Origin of the sequence: Clostridium nigeriense, from assembly GCF_900086595.1 — a bacterium.
GTDB lineage: Bacteria > Bacillota > Clostridia > Clostridiales > Clostridiaceae > Clostridium > Clostridium nigeriense.
Map to the genome: position 1 here is coordinate 3,465,724 of NZ_LT575472.1, position 17,963 is coordinate 3,483,686.

Annotated in this window: 22 protein-coding genes; all 22 read right to left on the reverse strand. The window is 30.3% G+C overall.

Features of this window, described 5'->3' with window-relative positions; genetic code table 11:
• Positions 1-38: 38 nt before the first annotated feature.
• Positions 39-539, reverse strand: coding sequence for a hypothetical protein (locus BN6774_RS16220; RefSeq protein ID WP_066895648.1), 501 nt, complete (start codon positions 537-539; stop codon positions 39-41).
• Positions 540-604: 65 nt separating this feature from the next.
• The gene (locus tag BN6774_RS16225) at positions 605-793 is read right to left on the reverse strand and encodes a hypothetical protein (protein ID WP_066895650.1); all 189 of its coding nucleotides are present in this window, start codon (positions 791-793) and stop codon (positions 605-607) included.
• Positions 793-4,341 (reverse strand): carbohydrate binding domain-containing protein, encoded by a 3,549-nt coding sequence (locus BN6774_RS16230; RefSeq protein ID WP_066895652.1) that lies wholly within the window; start codon positions 4,339-4,341, stop codon positions 793-795. Before BN6774_RS16230 ends, BN6774_RS16225 begins: the two co-directional genes overlap by 1 nt.
• Positions 4,342-4,524: 183 nt before the next feature.
• Positions 4,525-4,899, reverse strand: a complete 375-nt coding sequence (locus BN6774_RS16235) for a hypothetical protein (RefSeq protein ID WP_066895654.1) — start codon at positions 4,897-4,899, stop codon at positions 4,525-4,527.
• A complete protein-coding gene (locus BN6774_RS16240) occupies positions 4,886-5,182 on the reverse strand; it encodes a hypothetical protein (RefSeq protein WP_066895656.1) in 297 nt (98 codons plus the stop codon). Before BN6774_RS16240 ends, BN6774_RS16235 begins: the two co-directional genes overlap by 14 nt.
• Positions 5,183-5,192: 10 nt before the next feature.
• Positions 5,193-5,537: a DUF6711 family protein gene (locus BN6774_RS16245; RefSeq protein WP_407922093.1), complete on the reverse strand. Its 345-nt coding sequence runs from the start codon at positions 5,535-5,537 to the stop codon at positions 5,193-5,195.
• A gap of 13 nt (positions 5,538-5,550) precedes the next feature.
• The gene (locus tag BN6774_RS16250) at positions 5,551-7,938 is read right to left on the reverse strand and encodes a phage tail protein (RefSeq protein ID WP_066895658.1); all 2,388 of its coding nucleotides are present in this window, start codon (positions 7,936-7,938) and stop codon (positions 5,551-5,553) included.
• 3 nt (positions 7,939-7,941) lie between these two features.
• A complete protein-coding gene (locus BN6774_RS16255) occupies positions 7,942-8,220 on the reverse strand; it encodes a hypothetical protein (protein ID WP_066895662.1) in 279 nt (92 codons plus the stop codon).
• A gap of 104 nt (positions 8,221-8,324) precedes the next feature.
• Positions 8,325-8,699, reverse strand: coding sequence for a DUF6096 family protein (locus tag BN6774_RS16260; RefSeq protein WP_066895666.1), 375 nt, complete (start codon positions 8,697-8,699; stop codon positions 8,325-8,327).
• A gap of 63 nt (positions 8,700-8,762) precedes the next feature.
• Positions 8,763-9,188, reverse strand: coding sequence for a phage tail tube protein (locus BN6774_RS16265; protein WP_066895667.1), 426 nt, complete (start codon positions 9,186-9,188; stop codon positions 8,763-8,765).
• Between the two features lie 15 nt (positions 9,189-9,203).
• Positions 9,204-9,560 carry a hypothetical protein gene (locus tag BN6774_RS16270; protein ID WP_066895669.1) on the reverse strand — a complete coding sequence of 119 codons (357 nt, stop codon included), beginning with the start codon at positions 9,558-9,560 and terminating at the stop codon, positions 9,204-9,206.
• Positions 9,557-10,030 (reverse strand): HK97-gp10 family putative phage morphogenesis protein, encoded by a 474-nt coding sequence (locus BN6774_RS16275; protein ID WP_066895671.1) that lies wholly within the window; start codon positions 10,028-10,030, stop codon positions 9,557-9,559. The genes BN6774_RS16270 and BN6774_RS16275 overlap by 4 nt, the downstream gene beginning before the upstream one ends.
• Before the next feature lies 1 nt (position 10,031).
• A complete protein-coding gene (locus tag BN6774_RS16280; RefSeq protein WP_066895672.1) occupies positions 10,032-10,394 on the reverse strand; it encodes a hypothetical protein in 363 nt (120 codons plus the stop codon).
• A complete protein-coding gene (locus tag BN6774_RS16285; RefSeq protein WP_066895673.1) occupies positions 10,378-10,701 on the reverse strand; it encodes a phage head-tail connector protein in 324 nt (107 codons plus the stop codon). The genes BN6774_RS16280 and BN6774_RS16285 overlap by 17 nt, the downstream gene beginning before the upstream one ends.
• Positions 10,702-10,741: 40 nt before the next feature.
• Positions 10,742-11,854 (reverse strand): major capsid protein, encoded by a 1,113-nt coding sequence (locus BN6774_RS16290; RefSeq protein WP_066895674.1) that lies wholly within the window; start codon positions 11,852-11,854, stop codon positions 10,742-10,744.
• A 16-nt stretch (positions 11,855-11,870) separates the two neighbouring features.
• Complete coding sequence (locus tag BN6774_RS16295; RefSeq protein WP_066895675.1) at positions 11,871-12,539, reverse strand: DUF4355 domain-containing protein; 669 nt, start codon at positions 12,537-12,539, stop codon at positions 11,871-11,873.
• Positions 12,540-12,711: 172 nt separating this feature from the next.
• Positions 12,712-12,978 carry a hypothetical protein gene (locus BN6774_RS16300; RefSeq protein WP_066895677.1) on the reverse strand — a complete coding sequence of 89 codons (267 nt, stop codon included), beginning with the start codon at positions 12,976-12,978 and terminating at the stop codon, positions 12,712-12,714.
• The gene (locus tag BN6774_RS16305; RefSeq protein ID WP_066895680.1) at positions 12,971-14,518 is read right to left on the reverse strand and encodes a minor capsid protein; all 1,548 of its coding nucleotides are present in this window, start codon (positions 14,516-14,518) and stop codon (positions 12,971-12,973) included. Before BN6774_RS16305 ends, BN6774_RS16300 begins: the two co-directional genes overlap by 8 nt.
• 1 nt (position 14,519) lies before the next feature.
• Positions 14,520-14,687, reverse strand: a complete 168-nt coding sequence (locus tag BN6774_RS18560; RefSeq protein ID WP_159426846.1) for a hypothetical protein — start codon at positions 14,685-14,687, stop codon at positions 14,520-14,522.
• On the reverse strand, positions 14,684-16,066 hold the full coding sequence (locus tag BN6774_RS16310; protein WP_159426847.1) for a phage portal protein: 1,383 nt from the start codon (positions 16,064-16,066) through the stop codon (positions 14,684-14,686). Before BN6774_RS16310 ends, BN6774_RS18560 begins: the two co-directional genes overlap by 4 nt.
• A gap of 161 nt (positions 16,067-16,227) precedes the next feature.
• On the reverse strand, positions 16,228-17,511 hold the full coding sequence (locus BN6774_RS16315; protein WP_066895683.1) for a PBSX family phage terminase large subunit: 1,284 nt from the start codon (positions 17,509-17,511) through the stop codon (positions 16,228-16,230).
• Entirely contained in the window at positions 17,504-17,950 is a 447-nt protein-coding gene (locus BN6774_RS16320; RefSeq protein ID WP_066895685.1) for a terminase small subunit, read from the reverse strand. The genes BN6774_RS16315 and BN6774_RS16320 overlap by 8 nt, the downstream gene beginning before the upstream one ends.
• Between the last annotated feature and the right edge of the window lie 13 nt (positions 17,951-17,963).

The following is a 17,963-nucleotide window of genomic DNA, read 5'->3' on the forward strand; positions in this document are numbered from 1 at the left end:
AAAAATAAAAAGAGCCTACATTTGTAAGCTCTTAAACATTAATTCCCATTACTTCCTACATTACTACCTGCACCACTTCCAGTATCACTTCCTCCATTAATAGGACCACTTAAACCGTATTTTTCTGGATTATTTTTCATTTCCTCTTGTCTTCTTCTTTCGATTTCCTCTGGTGAAGTTGCTTGGTTTATTGCAGCTTGTGCATTTTCATTAGCTTTATTTATCGCAGCTTGCAAATCATTTGCCTGCTGTAGCTTCGCATCTGCAATAGCTGAATCATACTCTGATTTCAATGTTTTTATTTGTAACTCTGTATCTTCCTTGATTTTCTTTACTTCTTCTTCTAGCTGAGCGTTAAATTGTTCTTGTAACTCTGCCTTAACTTCTTCCTTAGCACTTTCCTTCATTTCTGCATAAAGCTCTGCATTATTTTTCTCAGTTGCTACAGTACCCATAGGTTTAAATACTATAGCGCTTATTCCTACCCCTAAAACAAGAGTAACTATAATACTTATAATTAAATTTTTATTTATTCTCATATTTACCCTCCTAAAATATGTATTATACTTTAATTATATACATATTTTAGGTAAAAGTTAAGTTCTTATAATCTTTCTTTTATTTTTGCTTCTAATTGAGTAACTAAATTCTTAGTTTCATCATCTAAAACAATGTAACTTTCTTTATTATTACTAGAAGTTATAGTTCCCTGTCCATCTACCTCTGAATAACTGTAAGTTATTCTATTTCCAACATTATCTTTTATAACTGCAAATCCTGTAAGTATTTTCATTAAGCCACCTCCAATAAAATATCTTCTAATTTAAAATCTAGTTCTTGTATCAATATTTCTTCACTTGTTTTAACTGTAAACTCTTCTTCTGTAAAGACTACTGAGTTGTCTAAATATCCTACTAATTCTGGTTGATCTAATCTTACATTTTCATATCCTATTCTTTTAGCTATATATTGCCAGCTAAACTCAGTTCCTGGTTCTCCATAGACTACAAAATAATCTCTATGTCTATCAATTATATTTATTTCACCATTATATTTTTGTGTAAATATATGATATTCACAATCTAAATTTACACATTCTTGTAATATATCATCTATGCTTATATAACACTCTCCAGAATCATTTATTTTACCAAACCCTATATCCGAATAATAATATTCTGCTGTTTCATAAGCATTTATTAATCTTTCTCCATAATTTTTAGTTGTCTGTAAAGAGTTCTTTGAACCACTTGCAGTAAAATTACCATTTACAGCAAAATTCGTATTTGAATATACTGGGTAAGGATAACCTGCTTCAATAGCAAATAATTTACTACCTGTATTACTTTGTATCAAAAAGCCATCATTTTTAGCATTTACGGATACTTGTACACAAAGAAGATTTCTAGAATCTCCTGTGTTCTTAAATATCTGTGGAGTTGTTGAATTATAAGAACCTTCAAAACATACTATATCTGGAACGTAAACTCTATTCTGCATATTTACAGCTTGACTAAATACAGTACCTTCCAAAACTCTTATTGGAGATGTATAACTTGGATTTTTAGAATATTTATCTAAAATAATGTAGTGTCCAAAGGTATTTTTTCCTGTTCTATATCCAAGTGTCATATATCCTTGTTGATTATGTGCAAGGGAAAATCCTCTTACGTTTGGATAATCGGTAAGATAAGAACTATAGATTATCCCTAGTTCTCTTCCACTTCTTTCCCAATCATAAAGGTATATATTGGTATTATTTATTTCTACTGCTTTTACACCATTGCTATTTTTATTAATAAATGTCCCTGTAATAGTTAAGTCCCCATTTGTATCTGATGTTAATACATTAGCATTAGCTTTGTTCTTAATAGTTAATGCACCATTTTTAATTGTTACTCCATTTGCATCTATTATTGTATTCCCACTATATATTTCATTTTCTCCAGATGTCCAATCCGTAGCAAATGTTCCTTTTTCTAATTTAATATTATCATAGTAAATTACACCATTAGATATATTACTTATTCTACAATAGATTTGCCCTCTATTTGTGTTTGCTCCTGTTGTGAAAGTTTTGGTTACTCTTACCCATTTACTAGTGTTTATTGTTGATTCTGTATATTCTGCTAAATTATTAATTCCTAAAGGAGTTGTTCCAGAATACTCATTTACAATTATTCCTATAGATCTACCAGGTAATGATGTTAATGCAGAAATTCTTATATAAGCACTAATTGTATAGGTAGTGTCTGGTTCTAAATCTACAAACCTGTGGTATCCTCCAGTATAAGAAAAATTGCTTACTCCCATTCTTAGTGCACTAATTGATTGTGGATTATCTCCAGTTGTATCAACTATAGTAGCTACTATAGATCCTCCACTTGTGTAATAATTCCACCCGTTTAACCCATCTTCAAAACTAGAGTTAGGTACTATATTCGCTATACCAGTTTTACTAAAATCTAATTTTAATTGATTGGCTGTAAGTTCCATACTTGCTTTAGTTGCATAAGAATTCTCTGCATCTGTTTTTGTTATATAGTTATTGCTTACAGTCACTTTAAATCCTTCTAAACCTTGTTCTACTGTAGTCGCCTTAGTTTCTACTTTAGATATTTTACCATCTAAAGTAGAAATAGAAGTTGTATGACTTGCTACTGTTGTATTAATTCCATCTACTGTAGCTTTAATACTTGTATAGTTATCTTTTAAAGTAGTTACATCACTTTTAGTTATAGCACTTTCTTTTATTAATCCTTCTATCTTTCCTTGTGCTACTGATATTGAAGTTGTATTAGCTTCTATTCTCTCATCAAATCCATTTACGCTTGATTTAAGAGAATTAAAGGCAACATCTAAGCTTTGTCCAGTAAGGTCTATTGCTACTTTGGATGCTTGTATTAAGCTTGTATTAGTATCTTTATTAAGTCCAGTTACTAAAGAACTATAATTAATCTGTTGCTCTCCTATCGCATTATCTGCTACCATATTAGACTTGATTAATTTATCTGCTATAGCTTTTTCTTTTATTCCATATCCGTCTATTAATGTAGTAGTTCCATCTGCTGCTATTAATATAAAATTAAAATCTCCAGCAGTATCTTGTCCTAGTTGTAACCTTACCTTATTAGCTTTATCTTTAAATTGCATTGTAGGACCTACTATTGAAAGACCACCATCTGCAGAAGCTAAATTAATTGTGTTAGTATTTATAGTTCCTGCTTTTAATTTATTTAAGCTTAAGCTATCTATCATAGCATCTTTAATTACTGCATTTGCTATAACAACATTATCTGTTGTAAGATTTAAAAACTGTCCATTTTCCCCTGTTACAAATTTACTTAAAAGAGTTTGTAAATCTAGTATAGTACCACTTGCTGTATCAAATTTTATATTTCCTGCTGTTAAATCTCCTATATAAGCTACATCTATTAAAGCTTTGTTTATAAGAGCCAGTTCCATTACAACTCTTTCTACTTTCTTTGCTGTACTTCCACTACTAGAAAAACTATTTTTGTTTTTTGTTTCTCCTTTTGCTCCTAATTCAGATGTTAACCCGCCGGTGTAAGTAAATTTTTGAGATAATATAGGGTGTTTTCTTACTACTCCTTTTTTATCAGTTATAGTTACTATATCCCCTACATCTAAAGATAAATCTCCTTGCCATTTCATAGAATATCCTAAATACTCAAATCCATTTAACTTAGTGTAAATATCATTCAATATTGCTGTAGTTACCCAAGGATTTTCAAATTCTAACTCCATAGAATCTGCTCCTAGAGTTCCTTTAGTTAAGACTTCTTCTCCTGCTTGGCAGGATATTTTTCCCATCTTATATTTAGTTTCTTCTCTTTTATAATCTCCTATAAAATAATTAGATGTTCCTATAGGGTAATTAATATCCTTAGGAGTTACTATAATAAATTTACCATCACGATTTATAACTGCATTTCCTCCACATAGACTTGCTACATATCCAAGAACTTCTCTACAAGAAAAACCCTCCAACTTTTTAACTGTGTAAGATGGAAGGCTTCCTGTAAACTCTACTCCTGTTATTCTAGTTAATTCGCTTACCACTTGCTGTAATGTTAAATAATCTCCTAATGTAGTTGTGAAGTTCTTTTCAAATTTTATCATGTTATCATATGCAGTAATTTTAATTGTATAGTCAGTTTTCTCTATATCATCTATATTATAGATACCCATAGGAATATACTCTACTGTAGAGCCTATTTTTAAGCCTATTTCTACTTTTATGGTGCTAGTACCATAAACAATATCACCTTTATTAAGTAGTGTTAAATCAAGGGATTGGCTAGTTGTAGCACCTATCATAAATCCATCACTAGGTTGTATATTACCATCTATTATAATATCTACAATATCCTCATTTTTATAGACTTTATCTAATATTGTAACCTTACATTCAAAACTTCTTGCTGAATCTTTTATTGCTGTTTTATAAGCTGTACTTGTTGTGTAAATAATTCTCCCTCCTTTCTTAGATTTTAGAAGGACCTATTTAAACATATAGTCTATAACCATCAATTCACCAGGAGTAATATTTATATCTACCTCAACCTTTTCTAAATCTATAAGATGTATATCTACTTCTGTTTCAATTTCTAAAATTTCTTTTATCTCATTATTAAAACTATCTACGTCAGTTATATTAATAGTTCCATCTTCCTTAGTTTTTAAATTACCTTCTTTATCTTTTGCTCCATACTTTTCAATTAACTTTTGCCTTTCTTTGTTATATGCAGTTAGTTCTCTGTCTATCTTTGTTATATTCTTAGAAAATGCATAACTAAGTTTAATCGGTAACTCCATATTGGTTAATTTACTTAAAACACCTATGCTATTTACTAACTTTTCATTACTTATTTTCATTAACAATTCCCCCTTCTTCTAATGCTTCATTCTTTTTACCTTTAATAGCTATTTTCCCATTAATAGTTACATTTCCCTTACTATCACAGCTTAGTATAGGTTTAGTGTTAGCCTTATAAATTTTTTCGGCTGTAATTGTTCCTATTTCTTTACTATCAATATTGAAATTAATCTTTCTTGTATTATTTAAAGCTTCAAGTTCTGATACTTTTTGTTTAAGATTAATTACTTCTCCCTTTAATACTTCAATCATAGTTAATAATGTCTTTTTTCTTATAAACATACATACCCTCCTACTTTTCTATAAAATTCATTTTTAGACCTTGCCATTTAATTTCTCCATTGATAAAAGAATATGCTGGAGCAGTTCTATCTCCTACATACATTGTTTTAGTTACCATACCACTCATTGGATCTGGAAAAGTAACAGTAAAAAAAACACTACTTACAGCACTAAGTAATGTTTGTATTTCTGCTTGGGTTAATGGTCCCCACTCTAAATTTAACTTTCTTTTTACTGCTATTCTATCTCTTATCATTTCTCCATTTGCATTACGATTTGTTTCCCCATCTAAATCAGTTACAGTTGCTTCATATGTTTTAGGAGTAGCAATATCTACTCCATTAATCTTTATCAATATCACCACTCCTCTATAATGGTATTAATGTAATATTCCCTTGTCTTTGCATTTTTCTTAATTGCTTAAGTGCTACTTTACCTATCACGCTACCATCTATTTGTAAGATTAAATCTCCATCACCAAAGCTATCATTATTAGAGCTCCTTGGTCCCATTTCAGCCAATAATAAACTAGCTAACTCTCTTAAGCCTGCTTTATTATTCTCTAATGGAACTACTGCTTCTCTACCTGCTTCACCAATTATAGCAAGAGTTGCACTATCAACAATTCCTCCCTTTGCTAATTTAGGAATGCTAGGTACACTAGGTATATTAATACCAGGTACTTTATTTATAGTTCTTATCATTGAATTAATACCAGATATAGCACTATTTATCATGTCTATGATTATATTTAATGGCCATCTAACTATTCCTATTAATCCATCAAATATTCCACCAAATATATCTACTATACCCTGCCAAGCCCTAGACCAATTTCCAGAAAACACTCCAGATATAAAATCTATTAATCCATTGAATACTCTTAATAATCCTTTTATAATATCTGCTATTACTCCGACTGCAGTTCCAATGGAATCTACTATAAAATTAAAAGTAGCTATAAATATAGGAGATAATACATCAACTAAAAAATTTACTATTGGACCAAAGAAATTATTCCATAACTCAAGTGCAAAATTAGTTAATTTCATTAAGAATTTTCCTAGTTCCTCAACTAATCCTTTTAAGTGATTATTCCATAACCAACTTAGCATTTCTAAAGCATTAGTTATAATTGGTTTTATTACACCTTCCCAAACATTAATAATTATCTTTTGTATGCTTAACATAAAGCCTTTTAGATTATCTATTAATGTTTGTCCATATTCTTGCCATAAGCTTTTTAATATACTTCCTATATCTGTTATTACTTGTCCTATAAAATCTTTTATCATGGTCCATATTTCTATGACAGAGTTTCTAAAATCCTCATTAGTTCTCCATAAATAAATTATGTTCCCTACTAATAAAGCTATTAATGCAGCTATAGCAACTATTGGCCAACTAATACCACTTATAACTCCTCCAAGACTACTAAAACCTAACCTTATTCCTTCTATTATTTTGCTCCATTTAGTTATTAAAAAGAAACTTCCTATTCCTGCTATTATTCCTCCTACTATAGAAATAACAATATCCTTATTTGTTTTTAAGAAATTAGCAAAGTCTTCAAATATCTTTCTAACCTTTTCTGCAGCTTTTGAAATTCCACTAGTATCTGGTTCTTCGCTTAATCCTAAGTCTATTGATGGTATATCTGCTCCACCACCCACACCTGAGGATGCTAGGCCACCTCCACCAGAATCACTATTATTGCTTAATGAATTAATTTCATCAAATCCACCTAGTAATCTATTCATTTCTTTAGCTGTTTTCTTAGCTGTATCCCCAGTATTACCTAAAGCATCATTATAGGCATTTTGTGCACTTGCTCCACTTAAAGCAGCATTAGTTGCAGATTGCATAGTTTTAGTTGCTGTACTAGTTCCCTTTTTACCAAATAGCACTTGCATAAATGTTGCTATATATGATGTTACTTCTCTTAATTTAATAGCAAATCCAGTTAATATAGGTAAAACTACATTAAGTATAGGTAAGAAAGCATTTCCTATGTTTAAAGCTACGTCTTTTAATACTGCTACTAATTGTTGTAAAGCACTATTAGTATTATTAAATACTTCTCCACCAAATTTATTTTGTGTTTGCTCTAATATAGCCATCAACCTAATTTGTTGTTGAGTTTGGAAAGATAATTGGTCCCATGACTTACCATTAGCAAATCTATTAAAGGCTTCTGTACTCTTAAGCATAGCAACATTTACGTTAACTCCTAAATCTTCAATGGCTTCCGTATTACCAAGTAAACCAGATCTAATACGTTCCATTACATCTTCCATAGTTCTACCTGTACCACTCGCTATAATAGAAGATGCTTTTAATAAATCAGTAGTATATTGTAATGTTTCTTTTGTTCCACTACTAAAAGTACTTACTAAATTAGAGAAAATAGCTCCATAATTCATAGCATCCGATTGTGACATATTAAAGGCTAAAGCATTATTCTTTGCCCATTTTAAGAATTGATTTGTACTTTCTCCCATTGTACGAGTTATCTGCTGAATAGCTGCTTCAACCTTCATGGCTTGCCTTGTACTATCTACAAAGAATTTACCTATTCCTACTGCTGCTATAAACTTACCTAGGCTTTTAAATATACTCTTAACTTTATTAACTTCATTATTAACATTGTTAGTCATTTTCTTTACTTCGTTTTGAACTTTTGCAACTTCATCCCTAAAGCCTTTAGTTTGTGCTTCAATAAGAACTTGCAATTTCTCCAAGGTCATGCCATCCATAAACTATTCCTCCTTTCTTTTAAATCTTTGATTATGTCTAAAGGCGAACTCCTCCATCTTAGCTTTATATAAAGCCATATCAACATTCTTTTCTTCTTCATCTTCCTCAAAAAGACTAGGAAAGAATTTGTTTAATGGTGTTATCTGTGAGTCTTTGTTAAATAAACTAGCAACATACTCTCCTATTTGTCTTGCTAATACAGCATTAAGAGAAATTTCAGCTTTTATTTTTTCTTCAATTTCTTTAATTTCATTCTTCTTTCTTCTGTTATAGCTATCCATCAAATCATATATTTCTAATAAAGAACTCTCCCAGAATAAAGATGGAGTATATCCCATGTCTAGAAATTGAGGATATAAATTATTAATATAATCTGTGAAGTTTTCTATCCTAGTAGCATTTCCTCTGCTTTCTCCTGTTTCTCCTCCACCATCTCTGCTTGTGTTTCCGTAAAAAAACCACTCACCTTGTAAATATCCATAATTACCTTAGTAAAAAACTCTAACTGACTTCCGCCTTCATCAACATATTTATCAAATAGATCTTGAACATCCTTGAATTTAATGTTTGCATTATAATCTTTCATAGCATAATGGGTAATTGTAAGCATTATCTTTAATGCTGGCATATTACCATTACCTAATACATTCATTAAGCTAGTTCCTAACTTTTCTTCTAAATCACATAAAGTTGAAGTCTTAAGTTTTAACTTATATTCTTCTTCTCCTACTTGCCATATTGCAAATTGTTTTCTTGCCATTTATATCATCCTTTCTTATTTTCTATTAAATTAAAAAGACACCAAATTAATGGTGTCTTAAATTTATGAACCTGTTGATGGATCTACTGGAGTTATTTCACTTTGTAATGCCATCTTAACAGTAAAATCCAGTGGATTGTTTACTCCACCACCACCAAGTTTTACGCTTACTTGTGCATCCCAATTAAACTTAGTTCCATCTGGAAGAGTTTCTTCAAATGCTAATATTTCTTTAGCTGCTGCAGCAGTTCTTAATACTCTATATGGACTAGTTGCACTAGAATTTTCATACTTGAATTTAAATTCTAAATCTCCTGGATCACCTATTCCAAACTCATACTGTTTTACTGCATCACTTAAGCAAGTATTTTCTACTTTCTCTGGTTCATCTCCTATTTCCGGAACTTCCTTCAATCCTGTTAAAATTGTATAAGTTGAAGGGGAGCCACTTTTTTTCTTATATCCTAAAGTTATTCCATTAGCTAACACTTTTCATTCCTCCTTTTAAGAGTTATAAACTCTCATATTATTTACATCAATAATGCCTTCATACCTCATTACCTTATGTTTTAATTGACTAGGTTCTGGAGTATCTAAGCATTGTATTCTTACTAATCCTAAAGAAGAAAGTACTTCATCAACTTTCAATGCAATATCAGAAGTACTTCTTTTATTCCATATATCAATCTTGTATCTTACATAAGCTTCTTGCTCTTTATCATCTGTTTTAGTGTAAGTTTTGTTATCTTCTTCTGTATATTGTATTACAGGGAATATGGTCCATTCAGAAGGATAAGTATCATTAATATTATTAAATACTTTTTTTAGTTCATTTACTATTATAGGCTTAATATTTATCACTTCTTAGCTACCTCCCTTATTGCTTTTCTTAAATCTGCTTTTATATATTCAATTATTCTTTTTTCATTATTCTTAAGTGCTGGATATAAATAAGGTTGAGCTGGTTGACCTTCTATCCATCTTGGACCTACATCTGGTATATTAACTAACCATTTATCTTGTTTATAACTAACATTTACATTAGTATTTTTATTAGTTATTTCACCTGTTCTACCTGTTCCAAATTCAACATAAGCTGCATGATCTGAATTAGTATAAACTATTCCTATTATTTTTCCTTTGGCCCTTTTAGTTTTCTTGTAGATACTTTTTCTTAAATCTCCAGTATCTACAGGACATAACATCTTTGCTTCACCTTTTACCAACTCACCTTGTTTTTGTATGCTTTTATATAATGTTTCTTCTACATTTCCACCTAGTTCAGTTAGCTTTTTCATTAAACTCTCTACTCCAGTAACGTTAGTAGCCATTTTAAATCTTCTCCAGTTCTATAAATAGATGTGAGTATGGTTTTATACTTATAATCTTGTAGTCTGGGTTACTCTCTTTAGATACATATACACATATTCCATAACCTTCACATATTTCTATTCCATTAACTATATAGTAAGTTATATTTTCTTTTACTATTACTTCATATGGTCCATCTACAAGCATATTTAAAATATAATTTAATCTTTCTCCATAAATTTCAGCTTGTAGCCTACCAGATGCAGGACTTATATTAGCGTTAATTTCTATAGCTTCTGAATAACCTGGATATTTTCCACTCTCATTATCTTCTATTACTGTTTTCTTTTTAAGATAATAAGTCTTTTTATTCTTTATTCGCATTAGCAACACCCACTAACTTAAGCCTTCTAAAAGCTATTAACCTATTTTTTATATTTTCTGGTATTTCGGTAGAATAAGAAACAGATACTCCTCCTTCACTTCTTGACACTTCCCCTTCACTTCCTAGTCTATTGTAATAAATAATAGCTAGTTCCCTTTGCAAAGGTTCAGCCTTTATTGGAAGCTTATCTCTATTACAGAAGTCTAATATTTCTCCTTCTGCATCTTCTAAAAGCATATTTAATAGATTATCTTGACTAGTATCATTTATCCCTAACCTTATTTTTAGCTTTTCTAATTGTATCAAATAAACACCCCCTAAAGAAAAAGAGGGTTAATACCCTCTATTATCCTAATACTCTTGTCGCTAACTCTGGATACATTGTCTTATATCCATAAAGCACATCCATTGAAAGCATTTCCTTTTTATATTTCATGTCATATCCTCTTACAACTCTTAAAGTGATTCCATTATAAGAAGTAACATAAGATTCAACTCCTGCTGGCGCAACTAGTGGTCTAGTAACAAAAGCAAATGCCATTGGATTAAATGCTAAGTTAGCAGTATGTCCAGAAATTAATGTTACTACTGTATCATCTACGATTTCTGGTAAAGCTGGATATACTTTAACTGAAGCAATTGCATTTGTTGATGCATCTGCAGTATCTTCTACAACTACATAATTATTCTTTTTAATTGTTAATATATCACCTTTTACAAGCTTACCTGTTAAAGCAGTTCCATCTATAGCAAGGCTTGTTGCTCCTGCAGTGACTTTACCATTTACCTTAATATCAGTAGCTTTAGTAATTCCTGTAGTATGTTGCTTAACACCTTGTGCCATGTAGTTATCTAATCCAAATACACGACCTATAGAACCTTCTCTTAATGCAGCAGTTGAACCACTCTTTTCAGCATTAACAATTGCATCTATAGTTGTAAAATTAGCATCTGCTTCTGGATCCCACACAGCAACACGACCTGCAACTGGAACTTTATTTGTATTTAACATCTTTCTTACATTAGCTAAATCAGTAAGCTTACTTGGAGTTGTTCCTGCAGTTCCTACTGCATAAGGTATATCTTTGTATAAGAATAACCCATCTGAGTTAATCTTTTCTGCTAATGCAACTGCTGCAGGTTCTAAGAATAATCTATTTAAATCATCAACATTAGTTGCTCTTTGAATTGCTCCAAACTCAACATCAACTGTTGCAAGCTTATCTAATGTTACATCTACTGATTCTTCTTTAACATCTTGTGGAGAAGTTCCTTCTAATTCATTAAAATCTTTAGCAGTTAAAATAACTGGTTTCTTTACTTGAATAGTAGCACCTTTACCAGTTACATATTCTTCACTAAAATCCTTATGGATTAAGTTAGGAAAAACTAAATTTTCAATTAATCTTGGTAATATTTGTCTTGCTATTTCCTTTACTGTAATAAATTCATTTGCCATTTAATATTCCTTCTTTCTATTTTTTATTTTTATAAGTAGCTGCATAATATTCAGCATCACTCATTTTGCTATAATCTGTTTTACTTCCTTGTCCACCCTTAGGAGGATTTCCACCTCTTAACTTATCATTTACTGCTTTCTCTACTGCAGATTGGAAAGCCTTTTCTACTGCTTCAATACTTTTATTGCATTGTTCTGCATCTGAATAGTTAAGAATATCTACTAACTCCTTAGGTAGATTCTTTTCTGCTAGAGTTTCATAAGCTGTTGCTCTTAATTCTCTAGTAGTAATATCTTTTTCTCTTTTTGCTAGTTCATCTAGCTTCTTTTGTTTCTCATATTCTGCCTTTTGGTCAGCATTCATCTTAGCTAGTTTTTCAGCTTCTGTTTTAGCTTCTTCGATTTTGGCTTGATAATCTGTCTCCCATTTTCCTTTAGCAGTTTCTAAAGCTTTAGCTACTCTTTTATCGAATTCAGATTGATACTTTTTATCTTTTAATACATCATCAAAAGATTTTTCTCCACCTTCTTGACTTTGAGTTCCTTCTCCAGTACCTTCACCATTGCCATTATCTGCCCCAGTTCCAGTAGCACCACTTCCAGCTCCTCCGTCTGCTTCAAAAAAAGGTCTAGATATTCCACCTAAACCAAATAACTGTAGATTCATTATTAATTTTCTTTTCATTTCTTCCTCCTTGCCCCTAATGTTCAATGCCCATTAGATTCAAATATTATTTACTATCCTGTTCTTTAAAGCCTTACAGCAAGTAATAAAAGGCATAATAAAAAGCCTTAGTTTCCTAAGACTTTATTTTAAGCATAATAAAAGCACCTACCATTTAACTTAGTAAGTGCCTTTATTTATTATATAATTCTTTAGCTTTTAAAAATTCAATTCTTAATAGTCTTTTAAACTCCTTAATATCTATTTCTTCAACTGCTGCACAAATATCTGGAATTTCATCATTTAATAACTCTGTTACTTCTTTATTTTCTTTGTACATTTCATCATAATTGTTAAATAAAAGTTCCGTTTCTAATTCAAGATAGAAAGGATAATTTTTATCTTCTTCATATTTTCCATCTAAGTATGATTCAATTATATCTAGAACCTTTTTAATCATTCCTTATCCACCCTTCCTTTGGATTCTTTCTAACTACAATACTTACAATTTCGTTTGTTTCATTATTTCTAATAATAGCTATTCCATTATTAAAGTTTACTAACCTGCCATCTTCTTGTATATAATTAGGTTTACTATTAAAGCTATCAACAATATCTTTTTGAGTAAATATAGTATTCCCTTTCTTATCTATATTTCTATCTACAAATCTTTGAGCTCCATGCCAGGATAACTCAATATTATCATTCCTAAAATTATAATATGTCGATTTTACCTTTTCTTTATAGATGTTAGACCATTCTTTATTATTTATAGAATTAATAGTAGAGTACTCTCTTTGTTTTATACTCCATTCCTTAATATTATTATACTTCAACTCTTGGAAGTCTTTCAATGTCTTTGGCGATTCTTTTCCTAAAACTTCCTTATATTTATTAAGTTGTTTTCTATCATAAGATTTATTCTTAATCATCTTCTCAAATACTTCTGTTTTATCTTTACCATACTTATCAATTACAAACTTATCATACCAATCTTGGTAGTTCATATCTCCTGGTACTAAATAAGACTTTCCTGTTTGTGGATCTCTTGACCTTCTTTGTAAAGATTCCATCCCCTTAAAGTATGCTCTTGTTGTACTTCTACAATGTGGATGTAAAGGTGGAAGATTAACTCCTGCTTCTGCATCTTTAACCTTAAATATCTTCTTATCTTTTTCTCTGCATACTTTAGATGTTCTTAAGTCTAAAGTAGCAATAAAAACATATTTATCTATTCCACACTCCTTATAAGATTCTATTTCTGCTGAATTAGATATATAAGTTGTCTCAGTTCTTATAATTCTTTCTGCTGCAAACTTACCATAGTTAGTTAATTCCTCTAACTCTATAGCCATCTTTTTAGAACTCTTGCCTGTCATTAATCCATTTGTTATTACTTCTTCTAACTTCTCTGCTAACACATCTGTATTATGCCATATACGCTTAGAATAATGTTTACCACTCCAATTATTTTTAAGTATTTCTTGTATGCTTTCTAATGGCATTTCTGCAACATTAAAGCCTATCCCTAATCCTTTTTGAATATCAAATAGGTTAGTATAATAAGCTTTCTTTATATTATCTGTATATAGTTTTGTACTTTGCTTTATTTCAACATCTGCTACTAACTTAGTATTGATATATATGCTTTCTTTTAAAGCTTCTAATCTAGTTATTCTAGCCTTATATGCTTCTGCATTTAATTGAGCCATCATATATCTTTTTAATTCTTCATCTTGTATTCCATGTATCTTAGCTCTTATATCATTTAACTCTTTCTTAGGTATTTTAGAGTTTAATAATTGCCTAACTTCTTTCTCACTAAGTTCACTATCTTTCATGTATTTATAGAATATATTATTTATATCGCCATTAATATCCTTAATAGCTTTATCATAAGCACTAGTTATTTTTCTAATTGTTTCATCACTATCTTTATGATAAGTAGCCATTCTTTCATTGGCTCTTTTATTCCAATAAGCTTTACTTCTATTCTTCATATCATAGCCTTAAAATATAAATAGAAACTATGCAAGCTAATATACCACCTGTACAAGATATAAAGCTTCCTATTCTTCCAGAAGTTGTTTTTTCATTAAATATTCCAAGAAAAGTTATTAAGCTAACTAAAATATTTAATATTAATACTATCCAAGCTATTATTATCATTCTTCTTCACCTTCCCTTTCTATATTTTTAAAATCATATGATCCAAAAGCTTTTTGTTGGTCCTCTAACTTTTTCTTATTTTCTTCTTCTATCCTTTTTCTTTCTTCATTAACATCTATTTCTTCATCAAATCTTTTGATTCTAGTTTCCCAACTTATAAACCCTTCTGTTTCTTGTGCTATTTTAGCTGCCAATTCATCATCAACTGGAAGTGATCTCTTCATAGTAATATCTATGTCGCTTGGATTTATATTCTTCGCTCTTATATTCTCTATATTAGACATTAACCTTAATCTTCGCCTTACTCCTTGCTTAAAGTATCTTTCTTTAGTCTTTCCTAGTTGTTCAAAGCCTAATAGCTTGTACTTCATAGCTACTCCAGAAGCATTACCAACAAAGTTTTCATCAGTAAGACATGGTACTTTACTGAATTCGTGTATATCATCTTTTAATGAGTTCTTTAATACTTCTATTTCAGTTTCATTAAGACTTTTAACTAACCATTTAGCATCTCCACCTTGGTCTAGTTCAATAATCTTTAATTCCTTCAATAGTTTAGCTGTTTCTATCTTCTCTTCTCCATCATCACCTAATGAAGCACCTATAACAGCAAGCAAAGCATCCACCATTTGTTCTTTATCATTTACTCTATCGCTTTGCAATAAGTTATAAGCATCTATTAAAGTTATTACTCCTTCAAAATCACCTTTGAACTTCTTATTATTTTTATATTCAATTAATGGAACACCTTTAAAATAATGTTCTTCTGGATCATCAATAGTTGGTGATTCACTAGTTAAGTCTGTAAAGAAATAATGTGTTATATCCTTATCTGTATAGACATTAACATCATATCCTTTTAATATATTATCAATATCATACTTAGGATAATGAGTCACTCCAAACATAGGCTTATGTTTAACTGTGCTATCAACCACAATAAAGCTATTTAAAGGACTTACTACTGCCAGTTCTGGGTAAGGAACTTCTTCGTTATTCATATAGATTAATTCATATCCTACACCAAATATAGATAAATCTAAAGCTAACTCATTGTTATGACTATCTTCATCTATTTCTATAAATATCTTATTTAATTCTTCTGCTCCCTTACCTCCATAGCTTACTGGAGTACCAAATACATATCCTGTTGCCATATCTGTTATATACTCTGCATGGTTAGCAACTACCTTATTATTAGGTAAAGATGTACTTGATAATGTTCTGTTTAATATCTTATGTTCTCCATCATAATATTTATTTAACTTCTCGTACTTATTCCTTACTATAGACTTATGTTCATCAATACATTTAACTAATAACTTTATAGGAATACTTCCATCTTCATTTAGTAAATCTCTATCCTTAATTATTGGCATTTTATCACCTCTTTTTATATCATTTCGTAACTTCATATGCGAAATAGTACTTTTTACTTTAAATGTTTAGTTTTATTAAACTAAGTTTCTTATTTTCACATCTTATAAATGGCTTAAATAGGTAATTTAACTAATATTCATTAAACGAAAATTTAACGAAATTATCTTAATCCCAACTTAACCTTGCTCTTAACTTTTACCTTAGTAGAGTTAATTTCATCTTCCATACCATACCTACAAGCATCTATAGTATGGTTATTTTTATCTGGATATTCTCCCTTTAAATTACCTTCTTTATCTTTTTCTATTTCATATCCTACAAACTCTCTTTTAGCATTAGGACATCTTACTGGATCAATTATTATCTCTTCTATTTCTTCACTTAAGAACTTAATTCCATGGTCAACACTATCTGGTCCCTTCTTTGCTCCTGCAATATTTAATCCTAGATTCTTAAATTCATTTATAGTTCTAGGCTCTGCTGAATCTGCTGTTACTCTTTTATTTAAAGGATTAAGTTTCCTTATTTCCTCAACTGCTTTACTATTACTTAATTGAACTTTATAAACTTCTCCAAAGATATATAATCTCTTTCTAGTCTTATCATAATTCATTAATAAATAAGCCAAAGGATCTGCTGCATATCCAAAGTCTAATCCATTCTTTAATCTATCAAATACTTTTATTTCATCATCTGTTATTTCTCTTACTGTTATATTTCTAAATACTTCTCCACCAGTTCCAGTTACAGCTCCTAAATAGTCATGTTCATATTTAGTAGGATTAACCTTCTTCATGTGTTCAGCTTCAATAATAAATTGTTCTCCTAACCACTCTTTAGGTACTGCTCTATAATCACTATGATGTATATATTTATCTTCTCTTTGCTCTATAACTTCTTGGTTACACCAATTCCTTTGACTTTCTGGTGGGTTAAAAGAATAGAATACAAAGAATTTTGGTCCACCTCTCATTAAAGACTGATTAATGGTATCTATTTTATGTTTTCCTTCAAACTCGTCTACTTCTTCATACCAAATATATTTAATATATCCTTTAGGTACTTTGGTAGATTTAACTTTCTTAGGATTATCAGCACCTTTAAATCTTATTACTTGCCCTGTTGGCTTATACGTTATTGTTAATTTAGCTTCTGGAACGTGCCATTCATCACTTACACCTAATATATCTATTGCCCATTTAATCTGATCTCTTACTGATTCTGATAGAGTATCTTTAACCCTTCTTAGTATCAAAGCATTAGACATTATTCCTTCTTGTGCATCTTTCATCATTCCTAGAACTATTTCAATAGAAATAAAAGAAGACTTCGTACTACCTCTACCACCTTTAAACCAGTAGTGAGTATGAAGTCCTCTTTTTATATCTTTATGTGCTTCATAAAAGCTTTCTGCTATTATTGATTTTAGTTTTACTTTAATCATCTATATCATCTACTATCTGTACTTGTTGAACACCATCAACTTCAATCTTTTCAGTAAACAATCTATATCTCTTACCTAATAACTCTGCTGCTTTATTTCTATCTTTAGCTGATATATCTTTCTTAACTATTCTTGCTGATGAACATCCTTCTCCTTCACCTTCTACAACAACAACTTCTTCTGTTAGTTCATTTCTCATTACTGCTGTAAGGTATTTCATAACTTCTGTTGCATTTGCTATGCTTTCATCTTCTATTTTCTTAAGCTGTTCATCAATATAGTTTTTAAGGTTAACATTAGTTAACAGTCTACTTGCTGCTGCCTTTGCTACACTATCTTTTTTCACATTAGGATAAGCCTTTTTATATGCTCTAGTAGCATTAAGGTCTATCAAGTATTCATTTGCAAATATTATTTGTTTATCTGTAAGTCTGGCCATTAATGCCACCTCC

Excerpts from the sequence above, each read along its gene's own strand:
- BN6774_RS16220 (WP_066895648.1), bottom strand. The coding sequence starts at position 539 with ATGAGAATAAATAAAAATTTAATTATAAGTATTATAGTTACTCTTGTT.
- BN6774_RS16225 (WP_066895650.1), bottom strand. The coding sequence starts at position 793 with ATGAAAATACTTACAGGATTTGCAGTTATAAAAGATAATGTTGGAAAT.
- BN6774_RS16230 (WP_066895652.1), bottom strand. The coding sequence starts at position 4,341 with ATGATAGGTGCTACAACTAGCCAATCCCTTGATTTAACACTACTTAAT.
- BN6774_RS16235 (WP_066895654.1), bottom strand. The coding sequence starts at position 4,899 with ATGAAAATAAGTAATGAAAAGTTAGTAAATAGCATAGGTGTTTTAAGT.
- BN6774_RS16240 (WP_066895656.1), bottom strand. The coding sequence starts at position 5,182 with ATGTTTATAAGAAAAAAGACATTATTAACTATGATTGAAGTATTAAAG.
- BN6774_RS16250 (WP_066895658.1), bottom strand. The coding sequence starts at position 7,938 with ATGGATGGCATGACCTTGGAGAAATTGCAAGTTCTTATTGAAGCACAA.
- BN6774_RS16255 (WP_066895662.1), bottom strand. The coding sequence starts at position 8,220 with ATGGATAGCTATAACAGAAGAAAGAAGAATGAAATTAAAGAAATTGAA.
- BN6774_RS16260 (WP_066895666.1), bottom strand. The coding sequence starts at position 8,699 with ATGGCAAGAAAACAATTTGCAATATGGCAAGTAGGAGAAGAAGAATAT.
- BN6774_RS16275 (WP_066895671.1), bottom strand. The coding sequence starts at position 10,030 with ATGGCTACTAACGTTACTGGAGTAGAGAGTTTAATGAAAAAGCTAACT.
- BN6774_RS16280 (WP_066895672.1), bottom strand. The coding sequence starts at position 10,394 with ATGCGAATAAAGAATAAAAAGACTTATTATCTTAAAAAGAAAACAGTA.
- BN6774_RS16290 (WP_066895674.1), bottom strand. The coding sequence starts at position 11,854 with ATGGCAAATGAATTTATTACAGTAAAGGAAATAGCAAGACAAATATTA.
- BN6774_RS16295 (WP_066895675.1), bottom strand. The coding sequence starts at position 12,539 with ATGAAAAGAAAATTAATAATGAATCTACAGTTATTTGGTTTAGGTGGA.
- BN6774_RS16300 (WP_066895677.1), bottom strand. The coding sequence starts at position 12,978 with ATGATTAAAAAGGTTCTAGATATAATTGAATCATACTTAGATGGAAAA.
- BN6774_RS16305 (WP_066895680.1), bottom strand. The coding sequence starts at position 14,518 with ATGAAGAATAGAAGTAAAGCTTATTGGAATAAAAGAGCCAATGAAAGA.
- BN6774_RS18560 (WP_159426846.1), bottom strand. The coding sequence starts at position 14,687 with ATGATAATAATAGCTTGGATAGTATTAATATTAAATATTTTAGTTAGC.
- BN6774_RS16310 (WP_159426847.1), bottom strand. The coding sequence starts at position 16,066 with ATGCCAATAATTAAGGATAGAGATTTACTAAATGAAGATGGAAGTATT.
- BN6774_RS16315 (WP_066895683.1), bottom strand. The coding sequence starts at position 17,511 with ATGATTAAAGTAAAACTAAAATCAATAATAGCAGAAAGCTTTTATGAA.
- BN6774_RS16320 (WP_066895685.1), bottom strand. The coding sequence starts at position 17,950 with ATGGCCAGACTTACAGATAAACAAATAATATTTGCAAATGAATACTTG.